General features: G+C 64.7%; 26 protein-coding genes. 7 read left to right on the plus strand and 19 right to left on the minus strand.

What is annotated here, in order from left to right; all coding sequences use genetic code 11:
- Positions 1–12: 12 nt before the first annotated feature.
- The 5 genes from KCN53_RS09760 to KCN53_RS09780 all read right to left on the minus strand — a co-directional run bounded on the left by KCN53_RS09760 (position 13) and on the right by KCN53_RS09780 (position 4,470).
- Positions 13–1,713, minus strand: coding sequence for a peptidoglycan D,D-transpeptidase FtsI family protein (locus tag KCN53_RS09760; protein WP_088712561.1), 1,701 nt, complete (start codon positions 1,711–1,713; stop codon positions 13–15).
- On the minus strand, positions 1,710–2,348 hold the full coding sequence (locus KCN53_RS09765) for a hypothetical protein (RefSeq protein WP_088712560.1): 639 nt from the start codon (positions 2,346–2,348) through the stop codon (positions 1,710–1,712). Before KCN53_RS09765 ends, KCN53_RS09760 begins: the two co-directional genes overlap by 4 nt.
- Positions 2,345–3,289, minus strand: coding sequence for a 16S rRNA (cytosine(1402)-N(4))-methyltransferase RsmH (rsmH, locus tag KCN53_RS09770; RefSeq protein WP_088712559.1), 945 nt, complete (start codon positions 3,287–3,289; stop codon positions 2,345–2,347). Before rsmH ends, KCN53_RS09765 begins: the two co-directional genes overlap by 4 nt.
- Positions 3,286–3,702, minus strand: coding sequence for a division/cell wall cluster transcriptional repressor MraZ (locus KCN53_RS09775; RefSeq protein WP_143712232.1), 417 nt, complete (start codon positions 3,700–3,702; stop codon positions 3,286–3,288). The genes rsmH and KCN53_RS09775 overlap by 4 nt, the downstream gene beginning before the upstream one ends.
- A 426-nt stretch (positions 3,703–4,128) precedes the next feature.
- Positions 4,129–4,470 (minus strand): hypothetical protein, encoded by a 342-nt coding sequence (locus KCN53_RS09780; protein WP_088712557.1) that lies wholly within the window; start codon positions 4,468–4,470, stop codon positions 4,129–4,131.
- A gap of 144 nt (positions 4,471–4,614) precedes the next feature.
- Between KCN53_RS09780 and KCN53_RS09785 the strand changes: the two genes are divergently transcribed.
- Positions 4,615–5,898 (plus strand): acyl-CoA dehydrogenase family protein, encoded by a 1,284-nt coding sequence (locus tag KCN53_RS09785; protein ID WP_088712556.1) that lies wholly within the window; start codon positions 4,615–4,617, stop codon positions 5,896–5,898.
- Positions 5,899–6,053: 155 nt separating this feature from the next.
- Positions 6,054–7,568 carry an acetyl-CoA acetyltransferase gene (locus KCN53_RS09790; RefSeq protein ID WP_088712555.1) on the plus strand — a complete coding sequence of 505 codons (1,515 nt, stop codon included), beginning with the start codon at positions 6,054–6,056 and terminating at the stop codon, positions 7,566–7,568.
- Between the two features lie 21 nt (positions 7,569–7,589).
- Here the strand turns inward: KCN53_RS09790 and KCN53_RS09795 are convergent, their stop codons facing one another.
- Positions 7,590–8,492 carry a TraB/GumN family protein gene (locus KCN53_RS09795; RefSeq protein ID WP_143712231.1) on the minus strand — a complete coding sequence of 301 codons (903 nt, stop codon included), beginning with the start codon at positions 8,490–8,492 and terminating at the stop codon, positions 7,590–7,592.
- 121 nt (positions 8,493–8,613) lie between these two features.
- Between KCN53_RS09795 and KCN53_RS09800 the strand changes: the two genes are divergently transcribed.
- The gene (locus tag KCN53_RS09800) at positions 8,614–9,705 is read left to right on the plus strand and encodes a 6-phosphofructokinase (protein WP_088712553.1); all 1,092 of its coding nucleotides are present in this window, start codon (positions 8,614–8,616) and stop codon (positions 9,703–9,705) included.
- 50 nt (positions 9,706–9,755) lie between these two features.
- Positions 9,756–10,469: a head GIN domain-containing protein gene (locus tag KCN53_RS09805; protein ID WP_088712552.1), complete on the plus strand. Its 714-nt coding sequence runs from the start codon at positions 9,756–9,758 to the stop codon at positions 10,467–10,469.
- Here KCN53_RS09805 and KCN53_RS09810 read toward each other — a convergent pair whose 3' ends face one another.
- From KCN53_RS09810 to KCN53_RS09825, 4 genes are read right to left on the minus strand one after another with little or no spacing between them, the layout of a single operon-like run.
- Positions 10,470–10,889 carry a DUF1489 family protein gene (locus tag KCN53_RS09810; RefSeq protein WP_088712551.1) on the minus strand — a complete coding sequence of 140 codons (420 nt, stop codon included), beginning with the start codon at positions 10,887–10,889 and terminating at the stop codon, positions 10,470–10,472.
- 28 nt (positions 10,890–10,917) lie between these two features.
- Positions 10,918–12,330, minus strand: coding sequence for a magnesium transporter (gene mgtE / locus KCN53_RS09815; RefSeq protein ID WP_088712550.1), 1,413 nt, complete (start codon positions 12,328–12,330; stop codon positions 10,918–10,920).
- 50 nt (positions 12,331–12,380) lie between these two features.
- The gene (locus KCN53_RS09820; protein ID WP_088712549.1) at positions 12,381–13,127 is read right to left on the minus strand and encodes a 3'-5' exonuclease; all 747 of its coding nucleotides are present in this window, start codon (positions 13,125–13,127) and stop codon (positions 12,381–12,383) included.
- A 53-nt stretch (positions 13,128–13,180) separates the two neighbouring features.
- Complete coding sequence (locus KCN53_RS09825) at positions 13,181–15,367, minus strand: TonB-dependent receptor (RefSeq protein WP_088712548.1); 2,187 nt, start codon at positions 15,365–15,367, stop codon at positions 13,181–13,183.
- Between the two features lie 102 nt (positions 15,368–15,469).
- On the opposite strand from KCN53_RS09825, the gene ppa reads away from it, so the two are divergent.
- Complete coding sequence (ppa, locus tag KCN53_RS09830) at positions 15,470–16,006, plus strand: inorganic diphosphatase (protein ID WP_088713441.1); 537 nt, start codon at positions 15,470–15,472, stop codon at positions 16,004–16,006.
- 73 nt (positions 16,007–16,079) lie between these two features.
- Positions 16,080–17,609, plus strand: a complete 1,530-nt coding sequence (locus KCN53_RS09835; protein ID WP_088713440.1) for an amidase — start codon at positions 16,080–16,082, stop codon at positions 17,607–17,609.
- A gap of 132 nt (positions 17,610–17,741) precedes the next feature.
- Here the strand turns inward: KCN53_RS09835 and ispG are convergent, their stop codons facing one another.
- Positions 17,742–18,872 carry a flavodoxin-dependent (E)-4-hydroxy-3-methylbut-2-enyl-diphosphate synthase gene (gene ispG, locus KCN53_RS09840; RefSeq protein ID WP_088712547.1) on the minus strand — a complete coding sequence of 377 codons (1,131 nt, stop codon included), beginning with the start codon at positions 18,870–18,872 and terminating at the stop codon, positions 17,742–17,744.
- Between the two features lie 315 nt (positions 18,873–19,187).
- Complete coding sequence (locus KCN53_RS09845) at positions 19,188–19,649, minus strand: GNAT family N-acetyltransferase (RefSeq protein WP_088713439.1); 462 nt, start codon at positions 19,647–19,649, stop codon at positions 19,188–19,190.
- Between the two features lie 191 nt (positions 19,650–19,840).
- Between KCN53_RS09845 and KCN53_RS09850 the strand changes: the two genes are divergently transcribed.
- Entirely contained in the window at positions 19,841–20,221 is a 381-nt protein-coding gene (locus KCN53_RS09850; protein WP_088712546.1) for a DUF1842 domain-containing protein, read from the plus strand.
- 151 nt (positions 20,222–20,372) lie between these two features.
- On the opposite strand, the gene pal is transcribed toward KCN53_RS09850, so the two are convergent.
- The 7 genes from pal to ruvB all read right to left on the minus strand — a co-directional run bounded on the left by pal (position 20,373) and on the right by ruvB (position 25,774).
- A complete protein-coding gene (pal, locus tag KCN53_RS09855) occupies positions 20,373–20,915 on the minus strand; it encodes a peptidoglycan-associated lipoprotein Pal (protein WP_088713438.1) in 543 nt (180 codons plus the stop codon).
- An 84-nt stretch (positions 20,916–20,999) separates the two neighbouring features.
- On the minus strand, positions 21,000–22,331 hold the full coding sequence (gene tolB, locus KCN53_RS09860) for a Tol-Pal system beta propeller repeat protein TolB (protein WP_088712545.1): 1,332 nt from the start codon (positions 22,329–22,331) through the stop codon (positions 21,000–21,002).
- A complete protein-coding gene (locus KCN53_RS09865; RefSeq protein ID WP_088712544.1) occupies positions 22,332–23,114 on the minus strand; it encodes a hypothetical protein in 783 nt (260 codons plus the stop codon).
- On the minus strand, positions 23,111–23,581 hold the full coding sequence (tolR, locus tag KCN53_RS09870) for a protein TolR (protein WP_088712543.1): 471 nt from the start codon (positions 23,579–23,581) through the stop codon (positions 23,111–23,113). The genes KCN53_RS09865 and tolR overlap by 4 nt, the downstream gene beginning before the upstream one ends.
- A gap of 6 nt (positions 23,582–23,587) precedes the next feature.
- Entirely contained in the window at positions 23,588–24,268 is a 681-nt protein-coding gene (tolQ, locus tag KCN53_RS09875; RefSeq protein WP_224199567.1) for a protein TolQ, read from the minus strand.
- A 16-nt stretch (positions 24,269–24,284) separates the two neighbouring features.
- Positions 24,285–24,749 carry a YbgC/FadM family acyl-CoA thioesterase gene (locus KCN53_RS09880; protein WP_088712541.1) on the minus strand — a complete coding sequence of 155 codons (465 nt, stop codon included), beginning with the start codon at positions 24,747–24,749 and terminating at the stop codon, positions 24,285–24,287.
- Positions 24,746–25,774, minus strand: coding sequence for a Holliday junction branch migration DNA helicase RuvB (ruvB, locus tag KCN53_RS09885; RefSeq protein WP_088712540.1), 1,029 nt, complete (start codon positions 25,772–25,774; stop codon positions 24,746–24,748). The genes KCN53_RS09880 and ruvB overlap by 4 nt, the downstream gene beginning before the upstream one ends.
- Positions 25,775–26,066: the final 292 nt, after the last annotated feature.

Below are 26,066 nucleotides of genomic sequence, written 5' to 3' on the forward strand. Positions count from 1 at the left end.
ACTCGCTACTCCTCAACCGCCGGCATCGCGGTCATGAACATGCTGGAGCAGCGCCGACAAGTCGATATCTCGCGCCGGATCGGGGTCGACTTCAAGAATCGGCGCGATGCGCGACACGACCTCCTTCACAACCGGGGCTGCGGTCCAGCCGGCGCCGGCGAACCCATAGGTTTCCTTGATGCCCTGGGGTTCGTCGAGCATGACGATGACCGCGTACCGCGGATCGTCGATCGGGAATACGCCGGCAAAGTTCGTCACCAGCGATTTGCGGGCATAGCCGCCGGCTCGCGGCTTCTCCGCCGTCCCCGTCTTGCCGCCGACCCTATATCCCTCGGCATCCGCCTTCGACCCGGTCCCCTCAAGGACCACGAGACGCAGCAATTCCCTCATCCTGTCCGATGTCTCTTGGGAGAAGACGCGCCGGCCCTCGCGCATTTCGTCCGCACCCACCTTCAAAAGCGTCGGATCGCGGTAGATGCCTCCGTTGACGAGTGCCGCATAAGCCGCTGCAATATGAAGCGGGGTCACGGCGATGCCATGGCCGTAGCTGATCGTCATCGTGGACACCTCCCCCCAGGTGTCGGGGTAGAGCGGTCGTCCGCGCTCGGCGAGTTCGATATGGGGACGCTCGAGCATTCCCAGCTCTCGCAGATACTCTTTCTGACGCTCGGCGCCGATTTCGAGCGCGATCTGCGACGTGCCGATGTTCGACGAGTGCATGAAGATTTCGGGCACCGTCAGCCAGCGGTTTTCCGGGTGCGAATCCCGGATGCGGAAGCGGCCCACCTTCAGCGGCTTCGTCGCGTCGTAGGCCTGGGCCATCGAGGTGACCGTCCCGCTGTCGAGCGCCATCGCCATCGTCAGGGCCTTGAACGTCGAACCCAGCTCGTAGACGCCGTAGGTCGCGCGGTTGAAGCGGGCGTCCGCAGTCCCGGCTCCGGCGGCATTCGGGTCGAATACCGGCTGAGAGGTGAGCGCGAGAACTTCGCCGGTCCGCACGTCGAGGACGACACCCCCGCCGCCGATCGCGCTATGCTTGTCCATCTGCCTGGAAATGGCCTGAACGAGCGCATGCTGAACCCGGGTATCGAGGGACAGCTGGACGGGTTCTTCCAGCCGCGCCGGATCGGTCAGCCGCTCGTCGAGCTCGCGCTCCAGACCTGCCTGCCCGACCCCGTCGACATTCGCATAGCCGAGCGTATGTGCGGCGAGCGTGCGGTTCGGATAGACCCGCTCCCACTCCCGCTCGATGATCAGGCCCGGTTCGCCCAGCGCCTTCAGCCGTGCCGCGTCCTCGGGCTGGACGCGCCGCTGGATGTAGCGCCAGTTACCGGCCCTGGTCAGCAGCCGCTCCAAATCCTGCGGATCGCGCTCTCCGAGGATATCGGCAATGCCCGCTGCAAGTTCCTTCCGGTCCCCGACGACCCGGCGGGGCTGGACGGCGAGAAAATAGGCCTGGAAGGAGCGTGCCAGGTCGGCCCCATTCCTGTCGACGATCGGGGCCCGCTGGCCGATATCGACGGCAGCGGCGTAACTGATCCGCGCGTTGGCCCCGAACCCGGCGCCTAGTTCGACGAGCCGAATTGTGGTGACGAGCGTCAGGCAGAGAAACGCGCCCATCGCCAGAACCAACCGCCGCCGCGCCCGCGCGAGCGAAGCCTGCCTCCGTCCGGCAAGCTTCACGCGGTGGGTGCGAAGTGCGGCGGGGCTCATTGCACGGCAGGTCCGTAGCTTGCGCGTTCCAGAGCGGCAGCGGTGTCGATATCCGCCATGAAGGAATCAGAGAAGAGGTCGACGTCCGGCCGGGCCGGCTCGTGCACGGGCTGGCGATAGGCCACCTGAAGCGGCTTCGGCGCCGACACGGCAGCACCTTCGTCCGAGGTGGCGGCGAGTGGCACCGGCGTTTCCGTTCGGTCTGCGCGGACCACCGCGGGCATGAGTTTCGGCTGCGCCGGCGCGGCGGGCTCAACGGACGCCGCAAGCTGCACCGATGCAGACCCGGGCGCTGCCGGTTCGTAGCTGGCCAGCAACAGGTCGTCGGAGGACTCCTGCTCGCGGCGGGGCTGGAGCAGGCGCGCCAGCTCGCGGTCGCCCCTGACGATCTGACCGACCTGCGGTGCGCGCAGCGACCAGTATTTTTCGTTCATCCGCTCCAGCCGCGCCAGCGAACTGCGCACGCCAAGCTCGGCGGTCAGCTCCTCCATCTCGTCGCGGTCGGCGGCGATGGATACCCGCAAATCCTCGATCTGCTCGCGCTCCGCGGAAACGATGGTCCCGGATACATACATCGCCATCGCCGTGGACAGCGCCGTAACGCCCAGTCCGAATGTTCTCAAATGACCAGTCATCGGGCCCCTCCTTCATCATTCCATGCCGGCGCGCTCGTGCGCACTGCCGAGCGCAAGGTCGCCGAGCGCGACCGGGGATTTCCCGCCAGTTCGTCCTTGCCCGCCCGCACCTGCTTGCGGGGTTTGCGAAAGGTGGCTTTCGGCCCCGCCTCCTGCACCGGCAGGTGGCGCGACCCTGCCGGAGTTCCGCCGCTCCGCTCACGCAGGAACTGCTTCACGATGCGATCCTCGAGCGAGTGAAAGCTGACGACGACGAGCCGCCCTTCCGGACGAAGCAGCCGCTCTGCCGCGGCTAGGCCGCGCTCTAGCTCGCCGAGTTCGTCGTTCACGGCGATCCGCAGCGCCTGAAAGGTCTTGGTCGCCGCATCCGTTTTCTGGCCGGGGCGCTGACCGGCAGCCTTTCGCACGACGGCCGCCGTCTCAGCGGTTCGCGTCAACGGGCGTGCCGCTACAAGGGCACGCGCAACCTGGCGCGAGCGGCGCTCCTCACCGTACAGGTAGATGAGGTCGGCAAGCTCCGCTTCCTCCGTTTCGTTCACCACGTCGGCAGCACTGCGACCGGCCTGCGACATGCGCATGTCGAGCGGGCCATCCTCGCGGAATGAAAACCCTCGTTCCGCCTGATCCAGCTGCATGGAGGAAACGCCGATATCCAGCATCACGGCGTCGACCGCCTCGACGCCGCGCGCGGCCAGCTCTTCTTCCATGCGGGAAAAAGACGCCTCGACGATTTCCAGCGCATCCACCCCGAGAGCGCGCCCCGCCGAAGCGGCGTCCGGATCACGGTCGAAGGCATAGACTTTCGCCGCACCGCGCCGCAGCGCCTCGCGCGAGTAACCGCCGGCCCCGAACGTGCCGTCGACGACCAGTGCTCCATCCAGCGGCGCCGCCGCCGCCATCACCTCCTCGAGAAGAACGGGCATATGAGCGGCCGACATCATTTCGCCCGTGCTTTCTCAAGCTTTCGCCGGATGAACTTCTTCAGGCGCTCATCGCCGGTCTGTTCGAGGAAGAGGTCGGGATTCCAGATCTGAAAATGCGCGCCGAGGCCGACCAGCAGGACCTCGCCCTCGATCTCGGCAAATTCGCGAAGATCCTCGGGCAGCACGATGCGCCCTGTCTCCTCATACTGCACCTGCACGGAAAGCGAGAAGGCGCGCAGCCGCGCCATGTCTTCTTCCACGGACACGTCATCCGGCGCGAACCGCTCATTCGCAGCTTCGTTGATCCGGCTGACATGAGTGGTCGTCTGACCCTCGAGACAGTCCCAGTCGCCCCGATGAGGCATCAGAACCACCCGCCGGTCTCCGGCACGCTGCTGCACGACATCGCGAAACGGCGCAGGGATGGACATCCGCCCCTTCGCGTCGACGGCGTTCAGCCAATTGCCCTGAAAGACCGCGGTATCCAGTGGACCGCTCCATCCCCGTTTTTCGAAAGCGAAAACAGACGCCGGCCGCCCGCTTTTCGCCTGCGACAAGGAGGCTTCCGGGTGCCCCGATCATCGCCCGCTTTCGATGTGCATAAGCACTGCCTGGGATTTCATGGGAAATCAATGGGCAACTATGGGAAATTCAACTTTATCTCCTGTAACAAATTGATAATTCTTGATATATTATACGCAACGAAAAAGCCGCGGAGTCGAACGTGACGCGCCGCAGCCTGTGGATAAGTCTGTTGGTGAACTTGCGGTTCATCCCCGCGAGGCGGAGGGGCGGCCGGGGGAGTTTGCTGTCGAAGTCAGGCGCTTAGGGGCGCACGGTCAGACGCGACCGGAATATCAGATTTCGACGAGTTCGCGACCGCTTTTCTCATCCGACGTCCCGTCTGAGGGCTGCGGAATGCTGTCGAGAGGATCCTCGGCAAGTTCCGGGTCGAACGGTGGCAAGGGCGCCAGTTCCTCTTCGCCGAGCGGCGGCGCTTCGGCGCGCGGGGGTTCGAGCGGTACCGGGTTTTCGCGCGGATGCTCGATCCCAGGGGCCACGCCCAGGGTTGCAAGCGGATCCTCCCCCCCGGTCGGCTGCAGGCGGCCCTCGGGCAAATTGCCGAGAAGTGCCGCTGCCGAAAGCACCAGCAGGAACACGAAGGCCAGGCCCGTCAATCCGAAGCGAACACGCGTCATCCCGTAAAGATAGTGGCATCGCGGTCCGCCGCCAATTCGGCCTGCCGCAGCCTGCGAACATCTTGGCGAACGAGGGAGGGTGACACGCGCCCGCCCGCCGCTATGGTCCGCGCCGAAACCGACACCAGGACAAGGAGAACGGGGATGGATTTCGAATATTCCGACAAGACCAAGGAAATGCTGGGGCGCCTGCGGGATTTCTTCGACGAGCATATCTATCCGAACGAAGAGCGTTACGCGCGCGAACATGAAGAAGGCGACCGCTGGAAAGTCATACCGGTTATCGAGGAGCTGAAGCCGAAGGCGCGCGAAGCCGGTCTTTGGAACATGTTCGTCCCGCCGACGCATGGCGGCGAGCCGGTGCACCATTTCGAATTCGACGGCACGCCGCTCACCAACCTGGAATATGCGCCGCTGGCCGAGCAGATGGGCCGCGTCGGCTGGTCATCGGAAGTCTTCAACTGCGCCGCTCCCGACACGGGCAATATGGAAGTGCTGGCGCGGTACGGTACCAAAGAGCAGCAGGAAAAGTGGCTCGTGCCGCTGGCGAACGGCGAAATTCGCTCCGCCTTCCTGATGACCGAGCCGCAGGTTGCGTCGTCGGACGCGACGAACATCGAGACGCGCATCGAAGACAAGAGCGATCACTGGCTGATCAACGGCCGCAAATGGTGGTCGTCGGGCGTCGGCGACCCGCGCTGCAAGGTCGCGATCGTGATGGGCAAGACCGACCCGTCCGCGCCGCGCCATCTGCAGCAGTCGCAGATCCTGGTGCCGCTCGACGCGGAGGGTATCGAGACCGTGCGGATGCTGCACGTCTTCGGCTATGACGACGCGCCGCACGGACATGCCGAGGTCATCCTCAACAATGTGAAGGTGCCGAAGGACAGCATCATCCTCGGTCCGGGACGCGGATTTGAAATCGCGCAGGGCCGCCTTGGGCCGGGCCGCATCCATCACTGCATGCGCACGATCGGCGGGGCCGAGCGGGCACTTGAGAAAATGGTCGCCCGGCTGCTTAGCCGCGAAGCCTTCGGCAAGCGCATCGCGGACCACAGCGTGTGGGAACAGCGCGTGGCCGAGGCGCGCACCAATATCGAGATGAACCGCCTGCTCTGCCTGAAGGCGGCCTCCATGATGGATACCGTCGGCAACAAGGAAGCGCGCGGCGAGATCGCCATGATCAAGGTCGCCGGGCCGCGCATGGCCCTGCAGATCATCGACGATGCGATCCAGGCCCATGGCGGCGGCGGCGTCAGCCAGGACTACGGCCTCGCCCGGCAATATGCCGGCATGCGCACGATGCGCCTGGCCGACGGTCCGGACGAAGTGCACAACCGCACCATCGCGCGGCTCGAGTATAAGAAGATCGCCAGCAATAGCGGCGGCGCAGAGGAACCGGACACGGAAGTGCCCGGCAACCGCTGAGCCGATTTGGCGCAGAATATGGGGTCGCCTGCCCGGCGGCCCCTTTTTTGTGACCTGGCGCCCAAGGCTGGGTGAACGAACTGACCGCAATTGAGAGGAGGACGCCGCGGGCCAGGATTGGCATATCGCCTCCTTCACAACAGATTGAGGCAGGAATGACCGTCGCGCCAAACACGCCCGTACTCGTCGGAGCCGCACAGTTCGTCGGCAGGGAGGACGACCCTGCGCAGGCACTCTCCCCTCAGGATATGCTGGCAGAAGTCGCGAGGCGCGCCCTCTCCGACAGCGGCGTAGAGGCCGCCGCCGCCATCGATACGCTCGCCGTCATCCGGCTGTTCGCGGACTCCGGCGCCGACGCCTTCGCCTCGCCGTTCGGCAGCGCGAGAAACCTGCCCTGGTCGGTCGCCCAGAGGATCGGCGCGAAGCCCGCCCACCTCATTTACGGCCCGGTCGGCGGAAACTCGCCGCAGTTGCTGGTGAACGAGTTTGCAGAGCGGATCTGGCGCGGCGAAGCCGAAGTCTGCCTGATCGCTGGCGGGGAAGCCCTGCGAACCCAGGCGCGTGCCGCGAAGGCCGGACTGAAGCTCGACTGGTCCGAAGATGCTCCGTCGGCGCCGGAGGATCCCTTCCCGGTGCCGGCAATGCTATCCGGCCACGAGGCGAAACACGGCTTCCTTCTGCCGGTGAACATCTACCCCGCTTTCGAAACGGCTTTCGGGGCGGCCGAGGGCTGGTCGCTCGACGAGCATATGCGCCGCATCGGCGAACTTATGGCCCCCTTCAGCGAAGTCGCGCGCGACAATCCCTATGCCCAGGTTCGCGAAGCGCGGTCAGCCGAGGAACTGGTCACGCCCCAGGGTGACAATCGGTGGATATCCTGGCCCTATACGAAATTCCTCGTCTCCAACCTGTTTGTCGACCAGGCCGGCGCCGTCCTTCTCATGTCCAGCGGGAAGGCCGACGAGCTTGGCGTGCCGCAGGACGGCCGCGTCTACCTCCATGGTTCGGCGGATACGCATGAAAAGCTGCTGCCGGTCGACCGCCCCGACTATGCGCGGTGCCCGGCCATCGAAGTCGGCGCCGCTCATGCCCTCGAACAAGCGAACGTCACTCCGGACCAGCTCGACATCATCGACCTATATTCATGCTTCCCGGTCGCTGTGGAGCTGGCGGCAAAGGAAATCGGCCTTTCCACCGACGATCCGAAGCGGCTGACCCAGACTGGCGGGCTTCCCTATTTCGGGGGTGCCGGCAACGCCTATTCGATGCACGGTATTGCGGAGATCTTCGAGGCCTGCCGCGCGCAGCCCGACAAGACCGCCTTCGTCTTCGCCAATGGCGGGTTCCTGACCAAGCACAGTTTCGGCGTCTATTCGGCGAAGCCCGGCTATTCCGAGCGAACCGATCCCGCCAGCTACCAGCGCCGCATCGACGAGATGCCCTCTCCCGCGCTCGACAAGACACCGTCGGGCGAAGGGGTGATCGAAGCCTACACCGTGATTTTCGACCGCAAGGGAGCGAAAGTCGCGCCGATCATAGCCCGCAAGGGCGACACCCGCTTTCTTGCCCAGATTTCCGAGGGGCTGGACGAGCTGATGGCGGACAATATGGTCGGGCGGAAGGTTCGCGTGGAAGCAGGCGACCCGGTCAACAGGGCCGTTCTGCTGTGACCCCGTCTGGCCGCCTGAGCGCTAGTAGTCGATCCGCGTGACCGAAATGCCGCGCTTTTCCAGCTCAGACTGGACGCTGCCCTCCCCGCCGAGGTGACCGGCACCAACTGCGACGAAGACCGTACCGGGCTCGTCTAGACGCTCTTCGATCCAGGCGGCCCAGTTGCGGTTCCGGTCGGTGATCAGACGGGCGTAAAGGACGGGATCATCCTCCAGTTCCTCGTTCAGGACGTCCGATAGGGCAGCGGTATCGCCCGAAGCCCACGCTTCGGTCATCCGGCCGATAAAGCTCTCTGCATCATCCAGCTGCTCGATGCTCTGCTCCAGAAATTCGACCTGGTGCTCCTCCGGAAGGTCGTCGAACAGCCGGAACTGATAGTCGAGCGTTTCGAGGCCTGAGACCGGCATGCCGCGCTCTTCGGCTGCTGCGATAAGGCGGCGCTCGGCGCCCGCATCGGGCGTCATGCCAAGCTTCTGATACTGGATCCCGGCCAGATTGATCGCAACCAACCATGGATCCAGCGGTTCGAAGGCGGCCGGGTCCACGCCGGCTTCGACCAGTTCATCGGACAGCAGCGCGTAACTGTCGGGCGAGATCGTCCGGGAGAGAGGTTTTCCTGCCGGGTCGACGCCGAGCATCATGGTCTGGCTGAGTTCTTCCCGGGTGGGTTCGAGCGTTTCGATGACGAGTTCGTCGCTTGCTTCGAACGCATCGCGAACGGCCTCGTCGAACCAGCCTTCGCTCCCCGTCAGGATGTGGATCGTCCCGAACAAGTAGATGCGTGTATCCTCGTCAGAAACTTCGAACAGGGCCGGGTCGGCATCCCCTGCGACGTCCGTTTCCTGCGGCGCGGCCCGAACGGGCTGCGGCGCGGCGCACCCCGGCAGGACGGCCAGCAGCATAACGGGAAACAATCTACGCATCTTGATACCTTTCAACCGCAGCTCGGCTCGATCGCCCGTCGTGGCGCCAACGGTAACGGCCAAACCTTTCTAGCGGGTTCTCATTTTGCACGCGCGCCCACCCGCGGCTATGCCTTCCCGCATGCACATCGGAATCCTGACGGGCGGCGGCGACGTCCCCGGCCTCAATCCCTGCATCCGTTCGGTTGTCCTCAATGCGGACGACCGGGGATGGCGCGTGACCGGCTTCCGGCGAGGCTGGGCAGGCGTTCTCGACATCGACCCGAGCGATTCCGGCTCGATCTCCGACAATACGGTCGCCCTCAACCGGCACAATGTTCGCGGGCTCGACCGGATCGGCGGAACCGTCCTCCATACCTCCCGGCTCGATCCACGCACCGGGCCGAGCGACCGCACGGATCAGGTGCTGTCCATCCTGCAGGCGCTGGGTATCGATGCGCTGATCACGCTGGGCGGCGACGGAACGCTGCGCTTCTCGACCCATATCGCGAAGAAGGGATTCCCGGTCGTCGGCATTCCGAAGACGATGGACAATGACGTCCCCGGCAGCGACTTCTGCATCGGGTTTTCGACTGCCATCTCGCGCTCCGTCGAAGCCATCAATGCGCTGCGGACGACCGCGGAAAGCCACGAGCGGATCGCCGTCGTCGAACTGTTCGGCCGCGAGAGCGGAGAGACCGCTCTGCTGGCCGGCTTCCTGGCGCAGGTGGACCGGACCCTGATCGCGGAAGTCCCGGTCGACACCGATCGGCTGATGCCACTTCTCTCGGTCGACAAGTCCGACCATGCCGGCCGCTATGCGATGCTCGTCGTGTCCGAGGGTGCGCGCCTCCTTGGCGAGGCGGCGCCGGACGTCTCTGGCAGCGCCACCAACCGCGCCGATCAGGGTGTCGGCTTCCGTCTCGCCCGGCTGATCGAAGAGCGGACGAGCGAGCGTACCATCGTGCAGCAACTCGCCTATCTGATGCGCGCCGGCGAGCCCGACGCCCTCGACCGCATGGTCGGCTTCGCCTTCGGTGCGCTTGCAGTGCAGTTGGTCGAGCGCAAGGAATTCGGGCGCCTTGTTGCCTTGAAAGACGGAAACTACTGTCACGAACCGCTGGAAGTCATCGAAACCGGACCGCGGCACGTCGATGTAAAACGACTGTACGACGAAAATCGCTTCCGTGCGAAGCTGTCCGCCGTCGAGGGTATGCCCATGTTCCTTTACTGATCTCCCCTGCGGGTGTATCGGTATACCAACACAGTTAGGGAGACCTCGTTATGATCCGTACCGTCACCGCATTTTCCGCCGCAGCTTTTTCCGCCGCCCTTCTCGCGACCAGTGCTTTTGCCGCAGAGCGCAGCTGGACCCCGTCGGACTTCGACGAGATCGAAGTGCGCGGCCCCTATGACGTCGTCGTGACCACGGGCGGTTCGCCTCTGGTACGCGCGCAGGGGTCGGACGATGCTCTCGAACGGCTGGAGATCCGGACGGACGGCGACCGGCTGATCATCACGAGCAAACGATCCGGCGGCCTCAGCGGGCTGTTCGGCGGGCGTGACGATGCCGACGTCCGGGTGCTTGTGAACACGGAACGCCTGAACGCGGCGAGCCTGTCGGGGTCGGGGGACCTGGTGGTCGACCGCATGGACGGCGACGACGTGAAGATCGCCATGTCCGGCTCAGGCGACATCAATGTCGGCGCCGTACGCGCGGGAAGCGCGAAGATCGCGATGTCGGGCTCGGGCGATATTTCGGCGGCCGGAGCGTGCAATTCCGCCTCGATCTCGATTTCCGGATCGGGCGAAGTCCAGGCGGGCGACCTCGCCTGCAAGATGCTGACCGTCAGCATTGCCGGCTCCGGCGACGTCTATGCGCACGCAAGCGATACCGCGACAGCGAAGATCGCCGGTTCGGGCGACGTCTTCATCAGCGGCGGCGCACGCTGCTCCACCAAGGTGAGCGGCTCGGGCGAGGTACAGTGCGGCGCCTGATCAGATCAGGCACAGTTCCGCCAATTCCCTGACGAGGGCGGGTGGCAGCGCGCTGATATCGCCGCTGCCGCCCACCATATCGGCCGGCTTCACCCGGTCTTCCAGATAGCGCCAGCCCTGATGGGCGCGCTTGCGCCGCGCGGCGACCGGGATCATCTCGGCTCCCAGCCAGATTCGCCACTGCTGCCCCTTCTCCGTCTGCGCCTCCTCGAAGCCGAGAATTTCCTGCCGCACGCGAAGTTGGTGAGCGACGATCCAGTAGAGCGAACCACCCACCAGTTCCGCGTGGCGCGTCGGGCGGTAGCGCGTGTAGATCGGTACCGCCGGGACGCCCAGATAGCTGCCGAGCCGCCCTTCGTTGCGCTGCTCAAGCTCTTGGACATGTCCGCATTGCACAGCGGTTTTCGTCAGGTGGAGCATGGGTCCGAGATAGGCGCCGCGGGGCCGCTCACAACAGGACGGCGGTGGCCAGGCCCAGAAACAGCAGGAAGCCCATTACGTCCGTCGTCATCGTCACAAAGACGCTGGAACTGATCGCCGGATCGATATCGGCGCGGTCCAGCAGAATCGGAATGAGCAGCCCGGCAAGCCCCGCAATCACGATATTCCCGAGCATGGCCGCCGCGATCACGACGCCCAGCAGAGGCTGAGCAAAATAGACGCCGGCGGCAATACCGATCAGGGCAGCGATCGCGACGCCGTTGATCAGCGCCACGCGAAGCTCCTTCACAATGGTCCGGCCGGTGTTGGAAACGGTCAGTTCATCCGTTGCCAGCGCACGCACCGTCACCGCCATGGTCTGGGTCGCCGCGTTGCCGCCGAGAGACGCAACAATGGGCATCAGGATAGCGAGCGCGATGATCTGCTCGATGGTATCCGAGAAAACACCGATCACGATCGAAGCCGCGACCGCTGTTCCCAGATTGATGACCAGCCAGCGGAGACGCTGGCGCACGATGTCGCGCGTGCGTTCGTTCAGGCCGCCCTCTTCGGCGCCGGTCAAGCGGCGGAAATCCTCGTCGGCCTCCTGCCGGACGACGTGAACGATGTCGTCCACGGTAATCATGCCGACGAGGCGCTCCGCATCGTCGACCACCGCAGCCGAGATCAGCGCATATTTCTGGAAGCGGAGCGCCACTTCTTCCTGGTCCATGTCGACCGGGACCAGCGTTTGCTCCCGCAGCATGATGTCCGCAATCTTTGTGGGCCGCGGGGCCCGCAGAAGATGCGACAGTTTCAGGGTGCCCACTGGATGATGGCGGGCATCGACAACGAAGATTTCCCAGAACTCTTCCGTCAGATCGTCCGTTTCGGCCGCGCGAAGGAAGTCTATCACCTGCCCGACATCCCAGTCCTGCGGGACGGCAATCAGGTCGCGCTGCATCAGGCGGCCGGCTGATTCCTCGGGATAGCCGAGAGCCTCCTCTAGCGCCGCCCGGTCGTCGGCCGTCAGCGCGCGGAGTACCGCCTTCTGGTCTTCTTCGTCGAGATCCTCGACGATGGCGACGGCATCGTCGGTATCGAGTTCGCTCAGGACGCTGGCGACGACTTCGGGCGGGAGGAGGTCGACCAGGTCCTCGCGGACCTCGTCGTCCATCTCGGCAATGACTTCGGGACTTAGCTGGTCGCCGAGGGCCGCGGCGAGATCCGGACGCTCACTGGGAGCGAACTGCTCGATCAGGTCGGCAATGTCCGCATTATGCAGCGGTTCGGCCAGCTCCTGAACCCGCTGTTCGTCGCCTTCCTCCAGCGCTTCGCGGACTTCCTGCACGAACTCGCCGCGCAACTGGCCGTCTTCCAGCGCCTCCTGCCGCGCGGGGTCGAGAACCTGGTCCGTGTCGCTGTCGTCGGCTACGCTCATGCTACGCGCTTAAACCGGCAGCGGACGGCCCGCCACCGGCTTGTGACACACTAGAACAGATCCTGCTGCGTCACCGCGGGTTGGGGCAAGCGGCCCTCGCCGCGCCGCTCCAGATGCCAGGTCGCGGTGTAGCGCACGTCGCCGTCGCGGTCCCGCGCCAGCTGGCGCAGCCGGTCGCTCGGCAACTCCTCGAATGACGTACCCCGATCATCCCCGCGCCTTACCCGTGGCAGCAGGCCGGGAAGCGCAGACCATTCGACCAGCTGCTCGGGCGATGCAAGCGCCAGCATATCGCGCAGCAGGTGGGCGGACACATATGCGTCAGGCAGGGCGCGGTGCACCGGCAGTCCCTTTTCCCGCACCAGCCCCTCGGGCCGGTGCCAGTAGCGCAGGCCCTGATTTGAGAAGCTCGGGCTGTCCGGCCAGAGGCGCAATGCGCATTTCCACGTGCAGATCCACTGCGCCCCGCGCGTCAGCCGGGGGGTGCAGAATTGCTGTTCGAACGACGCCCGGTGGGCCGCAAGTGCGCGGAATCCGCCGCTGCGCTGGAGCACGGAGGGCGCGGCTTCATCCCAGCGGGGGGCGCCGCGCACATCTTCGTCGGTGATGTGGTGAACAGCCTGCGTGACGGCCGGAATGTCCCGACCGGGATCGATCAGGAAGGCCCCCGAACTCTCCGCGATCGTCCAGCTGCCGTCCGATGCCGGCACCAGGTCCTGCCAGCCGACCTCGCACACGGCATGGGCGGGCGGGCGGGATCCTGTTGTTTCTAGGTCGACGACGCGAATGGGCTGCATGTGTCGCCGATGTGGCGCGCCTGCAGCCCTCGCTCAAGGTCTCCGGTCGAGGTCTAGAAGCTCAGCCGGGCGCTGACCCGGATATCGCGGCCGGGCAGCGGCACATAATCTTTGGTGAAGCTGGCATGCCGGCGCCCTTCGACATCGAAGATATTGTCCATCTGCGCGATGAAGGTGACGTTCCGGTTGAACAGCGGGCGCCAGGTCACGGCCGCGTTCACGAACAGGAAATCGTCCGTCGGCGTCTCGAGCGCGGTCACCTCATCCTGCTCTGCCGTATAGGCAAGTTCGATGCGGCCGCCGACATAGTCCGCATCGGCATCGAGCGCCGCAAACAGGCTAAGCGGCGGGATACGCGGGACATTCGATCCGTCGTCGAACTCAGCGCGCACATAGTCCGCGCGCAGGTCGGTCGACAGATCGACCAGGTCGCCGTCGTACAGGTCGATAACGGCCTCGGCCTCGAACCCGTAATAGCTCGCGTCGGTCTGCATCTGCTGGTAGACGGGCAGTTCGTCCTCTTCTTCACCGGTTTCCATCAGGAAGATATAGTCGTCGAACCACTGGGCGTAGGCTGAGACGCCGATGCTTGCCGGTCCGACTTGACCACGAGCGAACGCCTCTGCGCCCCATGCCTTTTCCGTCTTCAGATCGGGATCGCCGATTTCGAACTGCTGCGTTGCGATGTGGGGTCCGTTGGCGAACAGCTCTTCGGCGCCCGGCGCGCGCTCGGCGCGCGATCCCGTAAGGCCCAAGCGGAAATTCCGATTGGGGCGGTATACAGCGCTCACCGCGCCCGACAACGCATCGAAGGTGCGGTCCGTGAACCCGTCTGCTTCCACCTCGGTATGCTCGTAACGTCCGGCGATCTCGACCGTGAATGGCGCGTTGCCGAATTCCTGCAAGGTGAACAGAGCATATTGGTCGGTCTTGTTCGGGGCCACGAACGCCTCGGCACCGATGGCCTCGAAATCGCGATGATAGGCCTGCGCGCCGACGCTGCCGTTCCAGCGAGCGGTTTCCTTCTGGGTCAGGACGAACCGGCCTTCGAAGCCCTCCACATCGAAGATCGTACCGACCTCTTCGCCCTCGAATTCGGTGTGTGTATAGTCGGAATAACCGATGCGAAGGTCCGCACGTTCGAAGATGCCGCCCAGCGACAGGCCGGCGCGCATGTCCGCGCGGGTCTGTTCCAGGCCGATGGTGACGGGCTCCTCGCCATGGTCATGGCCCTCATCCTCGTCGTGGTGATCTTCATCCTCGTGATGGTCGCCATCTTCGTGATCCTCATCTTCGTGATCTTCGTCCTCATGGTCGTGGTCTTCTTCCTCGCCATGATGATGACCTCCTCCAGGCCCGCCGGGGATGCCATAATCGGTTTCGTAGCGGCTGACGGACACGCCCAGATAATCGCTCGCGTCACCAATCAGCAGGCCGCCGCCGAATGAATGAGTCTCCGTCGCGCTATTGGGTAGGTAGCGGTCCTGATTGGCCGCCTCTTGAAGCTCTTCGGCTTCTTCGAGGTGTCCCTCTTCTAACTCCTCGGCGACATCTGCCAGCAGATCGGCACGACGTTCCTCGGAAAGGGCAAAGCCGGGAATCTCTATGTCGTCGGTCTTCCGATACGACCCATCGAAGTGGAGCGCCGCCATGTCGCTGAGCCGTATATCTACCGACCCACCGATCTCGCGGCCGTCGTCCACCGAACTGACGCTGCCGATAGCATCGACATGGACATCCTCGTCGGGGACGGCTCTCGGAATGCACTTGTCGATCAGGTTCACGGCGCCGCCGATGGCCTGGCTGCCGTAAAGCAGCACGGCGGGGCCGCGCAGCACCTCGATCCGCTCGGTCGTCAGCGGATCAAGACTGACAGCATGGTCGGCGGACGTATTGGAGGCATCCAGATTGCCGAGACCGTCGGTCAGCACCTTTACGCGCTCCCCGGAAAAGCCGCGCAGGATCGGGCGGGACGCGCCGGGGGAGAAGCTGGTGGCGCTCACCCCGGGAAGGTCGGCGAGAATATCGCCCACCTGGCCCGACATTTCCCGTTGCAGCTCGGCGCCCGCGACGACCGACGTTCCCGATAGAACGTCGAGGCTTCCGACACCCGGGCCCGTGATGACGATGGTCGGCGGGGTCTGGTGAAAATCGTCTTCGGCGCTCTGGGAGGCATTCTGAGCGGCGACGGGAGCGGCGAGCGTGACGGCGGCGGACAGGAGAAGGGCAGAGCGGCGCATACAACCTCGTTTCATGTGATGTTGTCACATAGCATGCAGAAAATTCGCTGCATCGCAACAGCGGACTTTTCGTGCCGAACGCACCGTCCTATGAGCGCGGCCATGGACATCAGGAAAATCTCTACGGGGCGCGAGCCGCCAGTCGACGTCAACGTCATCATCGAAGTGCCCGTGGGCGGCGAACCCGTGAAATACGAGTTCGATAAGGCCTCCGGCGCGATGTTCGTCGACCGAATTCTGCATACGCCGATGCGCTATCCGACGAACTACGGCTTCATCCCGCACACCCTGTCCCCGGACGGCGATGCGCTGGACGCCATGGTGGTCGCCCGGTCCCCCTTCATCCCGGGCAGCGTCGTGCGCTGCCGTCCGGTCGCGGTGCTGATGCTGGAGGACGAACAGGGCGGCGACGAGAAGGTCCTGTGCGTCCCGCACGACAAGATGTTCCCCTATTACAACCATGTCGGGGAGCGCAGCGACCTGCCGCATATCGTGATGCAGCAGATCGAGCACTTCTTCACCCACTACAAGGATCTGGAGAGTGAGAAGTGGGTGCGCGTCGGCAAATGGGAGGACCGCAAGGTCGCCGAGCGCATCATCATGGAATCGGTCGAGCGGGCGAAGACCGAGGCTGCCTGACCGGGCGCCTCCCCACCTTGCCGCCTATCCCTCCCCCCTCTACCGTCGGCCGAGGCAGAGGGGGATGGCGGCGATGCGTACTACGACCAGGCAGTTTTGGCGCGGCGCGCTCGCGGGCCTCGCCGCAATGTCGGTCGCGGCGGCAGCGCAAGCGTCCGAACCCGGGCCGGCGGAGCAGGCCCTGCGAGAGGCACTCGTCCGCATCGAACGGCACGATCCCAAGCTGAATGCCGTCCTCGCCGTGGAGCCCACCGCCATCGACGAGGCACGTGCGCTCGACAGGGCGGACGGCAAGGGCCCGCTCTACGGCGAGGTCGTCCTCCTGAAGGACAATATCGAGGCGAAGGGGCTTCTGCCCACCACGGCAGGCAGCCTCGCCCTTTCCCGTAATGTGACCGGCCGCGACGCGCCGCTGGTCGAGCGCCTGCGAGAAGCCGGGGCCGTCATCGCCGGCAAGACGAACCTAAGCGAGTGGGCCAATTTCCGCTCCTTCGATTCGCTTTCGGGCTGGAGCGCGGTCGGCGGGCAAACACGCAACCCTCATGCTCTCGATCGCAGTCCGTGCGGTTCCTCCTCCGGCAGCGGCGCGGCGGTTGCCGCGGGGCTGGCCGACATGGCGGTGGGCACCGAAACCAACGGCTCGATCACCTGCCCCGCCTCGATGAACGGCATTGTCGGGTTCAAGCCGACGGTGGGGCTCGTCAGCCGAACACATATCGTTCCGATCAGCGCGGCTCAGGACACGGCCGGACCGATGACACGCTCGGTCCTCGACGCGGCGAGGATGCTGAACGCCATGGCCGGAACCGATCCCGCCGACGAGGCGACTTCGAAGGCCGACGACTACAGGGCGGACTATGTGGCCGCCGTGAACGCCGCCAGCCTTGAGGGCACCCGTCTCGGCGTGATGCGCTTTGCGGCCGGTTTCCAGACCGGCGGCCTGTTCGACAAGGCTTTGGAGGTGCTTCGGTCCAAAGGGGCGGTTCTCGTCGAAATCGAGGAGCGCGGTACGGCCCTCGACGATGACGAGACGAGTTTTCGGCTGCTGCTGCTCGACTTCAAGTCGCAGCTGAACGACTATCTCGCCGGTACGCCGGGCCAGACCGAGACAAGGTCGCTGGCTGAGCTGATCGCTTTCAATCAGGCGTCCGAGCGGGAACTGCGCCTGTTCGGCCAGAACATCCTCGAACTGGCGGAAGACACACAGGGTCGGGACGAACCAGACTATGAGGCGGTCAGATCGGAGGTGGCGTCCTATTCCGGCCCCGACGGGATCGACCGGCTGCTGGCCGAACACCGGCTGGACGCCTTGATCGGGCCGACGACCGCTCCCGCCATGCTGATCGACAGCGTCCACGGCGACAGCTGGCACGGCGGCGGCGCAGGGTATCTGGCCGCGCATTCCGGTTATCCGCACCTCACTGTCCCGATGGGGCTGGTGAAAGGGCTGCCGGTTGGGCTGAGCTTCATCGGCGCCAAGTGGGAAGATGCGAAGATCCTCGCGCTCGGTGCAGCTTATGAAGAGGCTGCGGCGATCGAGCTGACGCCGGCATTCAGGCCGTCGCTGGAGCTGGAAAATCCGGCCCTCGACCCGCGTCGCTAGAAGGCCAGTTCGGCTGCGAGCGGACCCAGAGTTAAGATAGCGATGAAGATCGACTTCAGCATCCTTTGAGCATCGAGTGCAGCCGCTTAAGATTTCGTAAAGACCGCGGGCCGCGAAGCCGAGGGATCGCGTCTATTCCGCCGCCTGGGCAACCTCGGCATCGGTCATGCCGGCCTCGATCTCGGCGGCACGTTTCTCCACGAGAGAGACGATATGGTCGATCATGTCCGCATCCTGGACGTGATGGTCGGTCACGCCGGACAGGTAGACCATATGCTTGCCCTTACCGCCGCCCGTAAGGCCGATGTCGGTTTCGCGCGCCTCCCCCGGGCCGTTCACGACGCAGCCGAGAACGGAAAGCGACATGGGCGTCTTGATGTGCTCGAGCCGCGCCTCGAGGGTCTCGACGGTCCTGATGACATCGAAGCCCTGACGGGCGCAGGAAGGACAGGACACGACGCGAACACCCCGCGTGCGCAGGCCAAGCGTCTTCAGGATTTCGAACCCGACCTTCACTTCCTGGGTCGGATCGGCCGACAGCGACACGCGAATGGTATCGCCGATGCCGTACCAGAGCAGGCTGCCGATCCCGAGCGCGGACTTCACCGTTCCGCCGACCAGTCCGCCTGCTTCCGTGATGCCGAGATGAAGCGGACAGTCCACGGTCTCGGCAAGCTGCTGATAGGCAGCCACCGCCAGGAAGACGTCGGACGCCTTCACGGCCACCTTGAACTCGTGAAAGTCATGGTCCTGAAGAAGCTTGATATGGTCGAGCGCGCTTTCGACCAGCGCTTCGGGACAGGGCTCGCCATATTTTTCAAGAAGGTCGCGCTCGAGCGAGCCGGCGTTCACGCCAATGCGGATCGAGCATCCATTCGCCTTTGCCGCCCGCACGACTTCGGCGACACGTTCGGACGAGCCGATATTGCCGGGATTGATGCGCAGGCACGCCGCCCCCGCATCCGCCGCCTCGAGCGCGCGCTTGTAGTGAAAATGGATGTCGGCCACGAGCGGTACCGCAGCCGCCTTCGCGATCAGCCTGAAGGCCTCGGTACTGTCGACATCGGGACAGGAAACCCGGACGATATCGGCGCCGACTTCCTCGCAGGCCCGGATCTGGTCGATCGTCGCCTTCGCATCGCTGGTCGGCGTGTTGGTCATGGTCTGGACGGAAATGGGCGCGTCCCCGCCTACGGGAACACTACCGACCATGATCTGCCGGGACTTGCGGCGTTCTATGTCGCGCCAAGGACGTACGGACATGCGATTCAGGCTCCTTCGCGCCGCAGGTCGGGGCCAACGCCGCGCATTGCAAGTGCGGCGATCCCGCCCGAATGGGAGAATAGGTCACAGTAGGTCACACCTCGGCGCGCGCGGGCGGGCGTACGCGCACGCACATACGCGCGTACGCGCGAGGCGACGGCAGCTGACGGCGGCGCACAATCCGCGGCATGGTGGGCCCGCAGAGCGCGGAGACAGGATCGGGGCGCGGCGAAGGTCATCGGCAGCGAGTATAGGGCATTGGGCGGGATGGAGGAAAATCGTTTCCTGATTTTCTTTCCGCCTGGAACGCAGACTTCAGAGCCGAAGCGTCATGCACATGGAGAAATCGTTTGCCGCATAGTCGGCAAATGGCTCGCACTCGGAAAAGCCAGCCCGTTCGTAGAGGCTGATGGCCGGACGAAAGTCGTCCGTTCGCCCGGTTTCGAGGCTTAGGCGCGAATAGCCCCGGGCGCGGGCCTCGGCGATCAGATGATCGAGAAGCGCACGGCCCGCCCCCTTGCCGCGATAGGCCGATGCGGCGCGCATGGATTTGATCTCGCCGTGAGAGGGTTCGACTTCCCTGAGAGCTCCGAAGCCGGCGAGCCGGTCGCCGTCCCAGATGGTGAAGAAACTGATATCGGACTCAGCAAGCCGCGAAGCCGGCATGGCATGGACATGGCACGCGGGAGAGAAGCGGTGCATCTCCGCCAGATGCATCTCGACCAGCGGCGCTACCTCTGCGCGCAGCGGGTCGTCGGGCCGGATCGCGTAAGCCATGCGCCATGATAGGCCCTCGATCATCGGCGGAAAACAGGGAAGCCACTCGCAACTGAACGGGGAAACCAAATCGGTTTACTACTGATATGGTACAATAAAACCAAAACACTCTCCAATGTGAACGAGGTTACCCTCGCGTCACAAGCGGCGAAGTTTCAGCATTCTCAGACCACTAGAAAAAGGATTCTGAAATGCCTGATGTCGGACTGTACCATCTGAAAGTAACCCTGAAAAACGACCTCCTCGGATCACCGGAGTGCAAGCTGAACCTGTTGGTCAACGCGGTCGATAACCATGTAAACGGATCCGCCGACATCTGCCAGTCAGCAGCACTTGATATGAACGATATCAAAATTTCTTCAGTCCAGGGCGCGGTTATCCCCGATGGTGAGGATCGAATTTTTGCTCTGTACGGCGTATACTACGAATTTACCGAGAAAGGCCCCTTTCCCGTAAGTCTCACACCACAGATATTCTTCGCATCCTTCAAGATCGCGAAGGACCAAGGGGAGGGGCTGTTCGGCTATCAATACGGCCTTATCAAGAACTGCAAGGCGACGGCCGAAAGCTAACCGGTTCAGATCCCCTGTCGGCTCGCTGGTCGCCGGGCACCAGGGATCCGATGCCGGCCATTCGACATAAGGAGTCGAAGGGCAACTTTAGGGGGATCGTACGAACGTACGATCCCCTATTTGCCATCAATCTTCGCGAAAAGAAATTCGCTTAGCTGGCGGCAGCGCCAGACAGCACGGTAACCGCGCGGCGGTTCTGCGCATAAGCCGCTTCGGTCGATCCCTCGACGGCCGGACGTTCCTTGCCGTAGCTGATCGTCGAAATGCGGCTGGGCGCCACGCCCTGCTGTTGCAGGTAGGTGGCAGCAGCATTCGCACGGCGTTCGCCAAGCGCGAGGTTATATTCGCGCGTACCGCGTTCGTCGGCATGACCCTCGATGGTTACCGTGACGTTCGTGTACTGCTTCAGCCATTCGGCCTGGCGGCGCAGCGTATCCTGCGCCTCGGCATCGAGCGACGAGGAATCGAAGGCGAAGAAAACCCGGTCGGACCCGACCTGGCGCATGAAATCCTCTTCGGACCCCGGCACGACCGTGTCGCGGACCGGCGTCGGGGTCGGCGTGGGCGCCGGCGTGGGAGTTGCGGTCGGCTGCTGCGGCGGCGGGGGCGGCGGCAGTTCTTCTTCATTCTTGGCGCAGGCGGCTGCCGAAAGCAGCAGGCCAATAGCAAAAGAACGGGTCAGGGCACTCTTCATCTTGATCATTTCCCCTTTGTTCGCGGAGGGACGCTCCCCTTCGGCAATGCTTCTACGCGCAGTTCGTTCCGCTCCCCCTTTTACTTAGGGCCGCAGCGGAGACCAAGCGGGATCGGATCCGTCGAGCGGAGTCCGGACACGCCGTTCGTTCACTCCCGTCAGGTCGATCGAGTAGAGGTCAGCCCCCCCGCCGCGGCGCGAGCGGAAGAACATGATCACCCGGCCATTGGGCGACCAGGTGGGTCCCTCATCGGCCCAGCTTTCGGTCAGCAGCCGCTCGCCCGACCCGTCCGGACGCATGACACCGATGCGAAAGCGTCCTCCGCCGATTTTCGTGAACGCGATCAGGTCGCCGCGCGGACTCCAGACAGGCGTTCCGTAACGTGCGCCGTCGCCGAAGCTGATGCGGCGCTGGTCCGATCCGTCGGCGTTCATCACGTAGATCTGCTGGCTGCCACCACGGTCGCTTTCGAAGGTGATGCGCCGCCCGTCGGGTGAGTAGCTGGGCGCAGTGTCGATGCCGGGCGCGCTGGTCAGGCGCGTTACCGATCCGCTGCTTACATCGATGGTGTAGATGTCGGTGTTGCCCGCCCGCGCCTGGCTGAAGACCAGAGTGTTCCCGTCCGGCGAGAAGCGCGGCGCGAAGCTCATGTTCGGGAAATCGCCAACCAGGCGCTGCTGCCCCGTTTCGACATCGTAGAGGTAGATGCGCGGCCGGTTCTGCGCATAGCTGAGATAGGTCAGCGTATCGCGGTTCGGCGCGAAGCGCGGAGTCAGCACCAGATTCTGTCCGTTGGTCAGGAAGCGGTGATTGGCGCCGTCCTGGTCCATGATCGCGAGCCGCTTGATCCGTGCCGTGGCCGGGCCGGTCTCCGAAACATAGACGATGCGGCTGTCGAAATAGCCGGTCTCGCCTGTCAGCCGCGAATAGACGGCGTCGGCGCATTTGTGCGCAGCGCGGCGCCAAGCGCGCGGCTGGGTGTTGAAACCCTGCCGCACCAGAGCCTGCTGCGAGAACACGTCGTAGAGGTAGCAGCCCACGGTGATCGAACCGTCCTCGCGCGCCTCGACGAAGCCCGTCACCAGCGCCTGGGCGCCGATGGTCCGCCAATTGGGATAGCTCGGCGCGGTCACGTCGGCCATCGCAACGTCGGTCGTGAAGGCAAGCGGGTCGATCGGCCGGAAGAGGCCGGAGGATTCGAGGTCGTTGGTAATGACCTCGGCCACGTCCCCGCCCAGCGCAGCCGTATCGCCCGCCGGCGTCGAGGCGGAACTCGGGGTGGCGAAATCGGGTATTGCGATGGGCAGCGGCCGCGAGACACCCTGATTGATGTCGACCGAAAGATTTTGCGCCGCTGCCGCCGTGCCGAGCACTAGAGCGAGCAAACAGGCACCGAGAGATTTGAGAATACTCATCTACAGGTCCTTCGGATCGAAATTCAGGGTAAAGTCTTCCCAGCCGCCCTCATACAGGTCCGGCGGCAAGCCTTCGAGACTGCATCGCGGATTGAGCACGGCACGGATCGCCGCGTCCCGTGCGGTGCGCTTGAAGCTTTCCGACGCGCTGCCGGTCTGCCGCACGACGGTGGGCCGGCCGATGATCGTCCCGTCCCTCGCCGCCTTGACGCGCAGGGTGGTGACGATCGCCGAGGCATTCGCCCCCCCGGCATTGGGGTCCCAGCATTTGTAGATGCGTTCGCGGATCAACCCGACGAGCGTGTTCTGCTGGATCGGCGAAAGCTGCGCCTTCGTGGGCAGCGAGTCGGTGATCGCCTCTGCGAAATCATCTTCTTCGCGGGCGCGCTCGGCAACGGCGACCTCCTTGTCCACCGGCGTCGACAGCTCCTGCTTCTTCGGCGGCGCAGGCTTGGGTTTGGGGTCCGGTTGAGGCTCGGGCTTCGGTTCGGGAGGCGGCGGATCGTTCGGGATACTGAGGTCCGGTATGGTTTCCGGCGCGATCGCTTCATCGGGCTCGGTGATCGGATCGGCCTCGACAAGTTCACGCGGCGCAGCCTCGAGTGACGGCGGCGGACGCTCGGTTACCGTGGGCGCGTCGGCTATCGTTACGAAATCGACTTCAAGCGGCTCTTCGACGACCTGGACCACGTCGTCGGCCATGAGGCTCCAGCTCAGCGACAGAGCAGCCAGGAGCGCAAGATGCGCCCCGCCCGACAATGTCAGCGCGCGGAGTTCCCTCATTCGCCCCCCGAAGCCGCCGGCGCCTCTCCCGTACCCTCGCTGACGAGAGCGACCCGGCGAAAGCCGGCCCGGTTCACTTCTCCGAGAACCCCCATGACCAGGCCGTAGTCGAGGCCACGGTCGGCGCGGATGTAGACCCGCGGCTCTTCCGGCCCGCCCTGGCGCGCCTGGTAGATGGCGCCGAGACGCGCGGCAAAGCTGTCAGCCTGCTGTTCCTGCTCGTCGATGAAAATGCGGCCCTCCTCGTCGACGCTGATCTGGATCGGCGTATCGTCGGACTGCAGCGGCGCGGCGCGGTTGTCGGGCAGGTCGATGGGAACCCCGGCGACGAGGAGCGGCGCGGTAATCATGAAGATGATCAGGAGGACCAGCATGACGTCGACGAGCGGCGTCACGTTGATCTCGCTCATCGGTGCCTGGCGGCTGCGGCGACCGCCGCGCTGCGACGTTCCAAGGCCCATGGCCATGCCGGCCTACTCCTTCGCGTCCAGCTCGCGCGAGACGAGATTCTGGAATTCCTCCGAAAAGCCGATGAGCCGCCCCTCGAGCGACCCGATCCGGTGCAGCAGGCGGTTATAGCCGATCACCGCCGGGATGGCCGCGAACAGGCCGAGCGCGGTAGCGAACAGCGCTTCCGCGATGCCGGGCGCGACAACCGCGAGCGTCGTGTTCTGCGTTGCCGCGATGGAGGTGAAGGCGCGCATGATGCCCCAGACCGTGCCGAACAGGCCGACGAACGGACTTACCGACCCGATGGTGGCGAGGATGTTGAGCCGGTCGGACAGCAGCCCCACCTCGCGGTCGATGGCGACCTGCAGCGAAGAGGACATGCGCGTGCGCAGCCCCTCGCGCCGCACCACGCGGCCATTCTGCGACGAGCGCTTCCATTCGGTCATGCCTGCGCCGAAGATTTTCGCGGCCGGGTGCGAGACCTTGCGCTGGGCCTCGTGAAACTCCTGCAGGCTCTCGGCCCGCCAGAACCTGTCTTCGAAGGATTTCGCCTGTTTCTCGACATGGCCGAGCTTGCGCATCCGGTCGAAGATGATTGCCCATGACCAGATGGAGGCGAGCAGCAGGCCGATCATCACCGCCTTCACGACGATGTCAGCCTCCATGAACAGGGCAAGCGGTGACAGGTCTGTGGCAGCGGCCATGCTTACGCCTACGGGATCAACCTGCATTTTCACTCCCTGCCTGGGATTTCAGTTCGAGGAACAATTCTCGCCACTCCGGCGGTTGGCGAAGCGGCCTCCCGGAGGGAGACACCAGCGCCGCAACAACCTTGCCTTCACAGCAGAGTTCCCCGGCCCTGAAAATACGCTGAACGATCTCGGTCGCCGCGGCCCTCACATTGGTAACGCGGCTGTCGACGATCAGCACGTCGTCGAGCCGGGCGGGCCGGGCATAGGAGATGGAAAGGTCCGCCACCGCATAGGCGCCCTTCCCGGCTTCGAACGCACCGCGCTGGTCTATCCCCGCCACCCTCAACATGTCGGAACGCGCCCGCTCCATGAAGCGGAGATAGTTCGCATGATAGACGATGCCGGAAAGGTCGGTGTCCTCGAAATAGACCCGCACCGGAAAGCGGTGGACGCCGCCCGAAAACACGCCTGATGGGGGAGCGGGGTCGGTCATTCGTCGAGCGGCAGCTGGCCGGCCGTGCCCTGCGGCGGCGCAAGGCCGAGATGGGTCCAGCCCTTCGCGTTGAGCTGGCGGCCGCGGGCTGTCCGCGCCACCAGGCCGACCTGGATCAGATAGGGTTCGATGACATCCTCGATCGTGTCGCGCGGCTCGGAGAGCGCAGCCGCGAGCGTTTCGACGCCGACCGGTCCGCCCGCATAATCCTCGGCGATGACGCGCAGGTAGCGGCGGTCCATGGCGTCGAGGCCGATGGCATCCACTTCGAGGCGGGACAGCGCGCGGTCCGATGCCGCCCGGTCCACCGGGTCCTCGCCCGCCACGGCGCAGAAGTCGCGCACCCGGCGCAGTAGGCGCCCGGCGATCCGGGGCGTGCCGCGGCTGCGCCTGGCGATTTCCTCGGCGCCGTCCTCAGTGAGGCCCATGCCGAGAAGCCCGGCGGCGCGGGTCACGACCTGCTTCAATTCCGCGGGCGTGTAGAAGGTAAGCCGAACCGGAATGCCGAACCGGTCGCGAAGCGGGGTGGTCAAAAGCCCGCTGCGGGTGGTCGCGCCGACGAGGGTGAAGGGAGGCAGGTCGATCTTCACGCTGCGCGCCGACGGGCCCTCGCCGATCATGATGTCGAGCGACCGGTCCTCCATCGCAGGATAGAGAACCTCCTCCACCGCCGGGGACAGGCGGTGAATCTCGTCGATGAACAGGACGTCGTTCGGCTCCAGATTGGTGAGAAGCGCGGCAAGATCGCCGGCCTTCGCCACCACGGGGCCCGAGGTCGCGCGAAAGCCCACACCGAGTTCGCGCGCCATGATCTGCGCCAGCGTCGTCTTGCCGAGCCCCGGCGGCCCGAAAAAGAGAACATGGTCGAGCGCTTCGCCGCGGCCCTTTGCAGCCTCGATAAAAACCCGCAGATTGCCCCGTGCGGCCTCCTGCCCGACAAACTCGTCGAGCCGCTGCGGCCGCAGCGCCGCATCCGCATCTTCGGGGGCGCGTTCGGGATCCAGAACGCGGGAGGCATCTTCCATGACACGCGGCCTAGCAGGCCGGAAGGCGCTTGTGAATCTAGGGAGTCCGCTGAATCCAGTGAGTCCGGCGACCGCCGCTATCCCCCATCGATTCCCCGGCTGAGGGTTTCGGGAGAGCAAGGCCCCGGACGGCGAGACTGCCCGTAAGCCGCCGATCGGACGAACAGGCGAACATATCGCCCACGAAACGCAACGACCTGACCGAAAAAGGGCACATCTCCTCCTACAGGAGAGGGACGCCAACTTATAAAATTAACCATTTACGCCATTTTAACTTTCTCAGCCGTAAAGC

Origin of the sequence: Pacificimonas aurantium, assembly GCF_020092905.1 — a bacterium.
Taxonomy (GTDB): domain Bacteria; phylum Pseudomonadota; class Alphaproteobacteria; order Sphingomonadales; family Sphingomonadaceae; genus Pacificimonas; species Pacificimonas aurantium.

What these genes read in the sequence shown, in the direction of transcription:
- KCN53_RS09760 (WP_088712561.1), bottom strand. Translation starts at nt 1,713, where the DNA reads ATGAGCCCCGCCGCACTTCGCACCCACCGCGTGAAGCTTGCCGGACGG.
- KCN53_RS09765 (WP_088712560.1), bottom strand. Translation starts at nt 2,348, where the DNA reads ATGACTGGTCATTTGAGAACATTCGGACTGGGCGTTACGGCGCTGTCC.
- rsmH (WP_088712559.1), bottom strand. Translation starts at nt 3,289, where the DNA reads ATGATGTCGGCCGCTCATATGCCCGTTCTTCTCGAGGAGGTGATGGCG.
- KCN53_RS09775 (WP_143712232.1), bottom strand. Translation starts at nt 3,702, where the DNA reads ATGTCCATCCCTGCGCCGTTTCGCGATGTCGTGCAGCAGCGTGCCGGA.
- KCN53_RS09780 (WP_088712557.1), bottom strand. Translation starts at nt 4,470, where the DNA reads ATGACGCGTGTTCGCTTCGGATTGACGGGCCTGGCCTTCGTGTTCCTG.
- KCN53_RS09785 (WP_088712556.1), top strand. Translation starts at nt 4,615, where the DNA reads ATGGATTTCGAATATTCCGACAAGACCAAGGAAATGCTGGGGCGCCTG.
- KCN53_RS09790 (WP_088712555.1), top strand. Translation starts at nt 6,054, where the DNA reads ATGACCGTCGCGCCAAACACGCCCGTACTCGTCGGAGCCGCACAGTTC.
- KCN53_RS09795 (WP_143712231.1), bottom strand. Translation starts at nt 8,492, where the DNA reads ATGCGTAGATTGTTTCCCGTTATGCTGCTGGCCGTCCTGCCGGGGTGC.
- KCN53_RS09800 (WP_088712553.1), top strand. Translation starts at nt 8,614, where the DNA reads ATGCACATCGGAATCCTGACGGGCGGCGGCGACGTCCCCGGCCTCAAT.
- KCN53_RS09805 (WP_088712552.1), top strand. Translation starts at nt 9,756, where the DNA reads ATGATCCGTACCGTCACCGCATTTTCCGCCGCAGCTTTTTCCGCCGCC.
- KCN53_RS09810 (WP_088712551.1), bottom strand. Translation starts at nt 10,889, where the DNA reads ATGCTCCACCTGACGAAAACCGCTGTGCAATGCGGACATGTCCAAGAG.
- mgtE (WP_088712550.1), bottom strand. Translation starts at nt 12,330, where the DNA reads ATGAGCGTAGCCGACGACAGCGACACGGACCAGGTTCTCGACCCCGCG.
- KCN53_RS09820 (WP_088712549.1), bottom strand. Translation starts at nt 13,127, where the DNA reads ATGCAGCCCATTCGCGTCGTCGACCTAGAAACAACAGGATCCCGCCCG.
- KCN53_RS09825 (WP_088712548.1), bottom strand. Translation starts at nt 15,367, where the DNA reads ATGCGCCGCTCTGCCCTTCTCCTGTCCGCCGCCGTCACGCTCGCCGCT.
- ppa (WP_088713441.1), top strand. Translation starts at nt 15,470, where the DNA reads ATGGACATCAGGAAAATCTCTACGGGGCGCGAGCCGCCAGTCGACGTC.
- KCN53_RS09835 (WP_088713440.1), top strand. Translation starts at nt 16,080, where the DNA reads ATGCGTACTACGACCAGGCAGTTTTGGCGCGGCGCGCTCGCGGGCCTC.
- ispG (WP_088712547.1), bottom strand. Translation starts at nt 18,872, where the DNA reads ATGTCCGTACGTCCTTGGCGCGACATAGAACGCCGCAAGTCCCGGCAG.
- KCN53_RS09845 (WP_088713439.1), bottom strand. Translation starts at nt 19,649, where the DNA reads ATGGCTTACGCGATCCGGCCCGACGACCCGCTGCGCGCAGAGGTAGCG.
- KCN53_RS09850 (WP_088712546.1), top strand. Translation starts at nt 19,841, where the DNA reads ATGCCTGATGTCGGACTGTACCATCTGAAAGTAACCCTGAAAAACGAC.
- pal (WP_088713438.1), bottom strand. Translation starts at nt 20,915, where the DNA reads ATGAAGAGTGCCCTGACCCGTTCTTTTGCTATTGGCCTGCTGCTTTCG.
- tolB (WP_088712545.1), bottom strand. Translation starts at nt 22,331, where the DNA reads ATGAGTATTCTCAAATCTCTCGGTGCCTGTTTGCTCGCTCTAGTGCTC.
- KCN53_RS09865 (WP_088712544.1), bottom strand. Translation starts at nt 23,114, where the DNA reads ATGAGGGAACTCCGCGCGCTGACATTGTCGGGCGGGGCGCATCTTGCG.
- tolR (WP_088712543.1), bottom strand. Translation starts at nt 23,581, where the DNA reads ATGGCCATGGGCCTTGGAACGTCGCAGCGCGGCGGTCGCCGCAGCCGC.
- tolQ (WP_224199567.1), bottom strand. Translation starts at nt 24,268, where the DNA reads ATGGCCGCTGCCACAGACCTGTCACCGCTTGCCCTGTTCATGGAGGCT.
- KCN53_RS09880 (WP_088712541.1), bottom strand. Translation starts at nt 24,749, where the DNA reads ATGACCGACCCCGCTCCCCCATCAGGCGTGTTTTCGGGCGGCGTCCAC.
- ruvB (WP_088712540.1), bottom strand. Translation starts at nt 25,774, where the DNA reads ATGGAAGATGCCTCCCGCGTTCTGGATCCCGAACGCGCCCCCGAAGAT.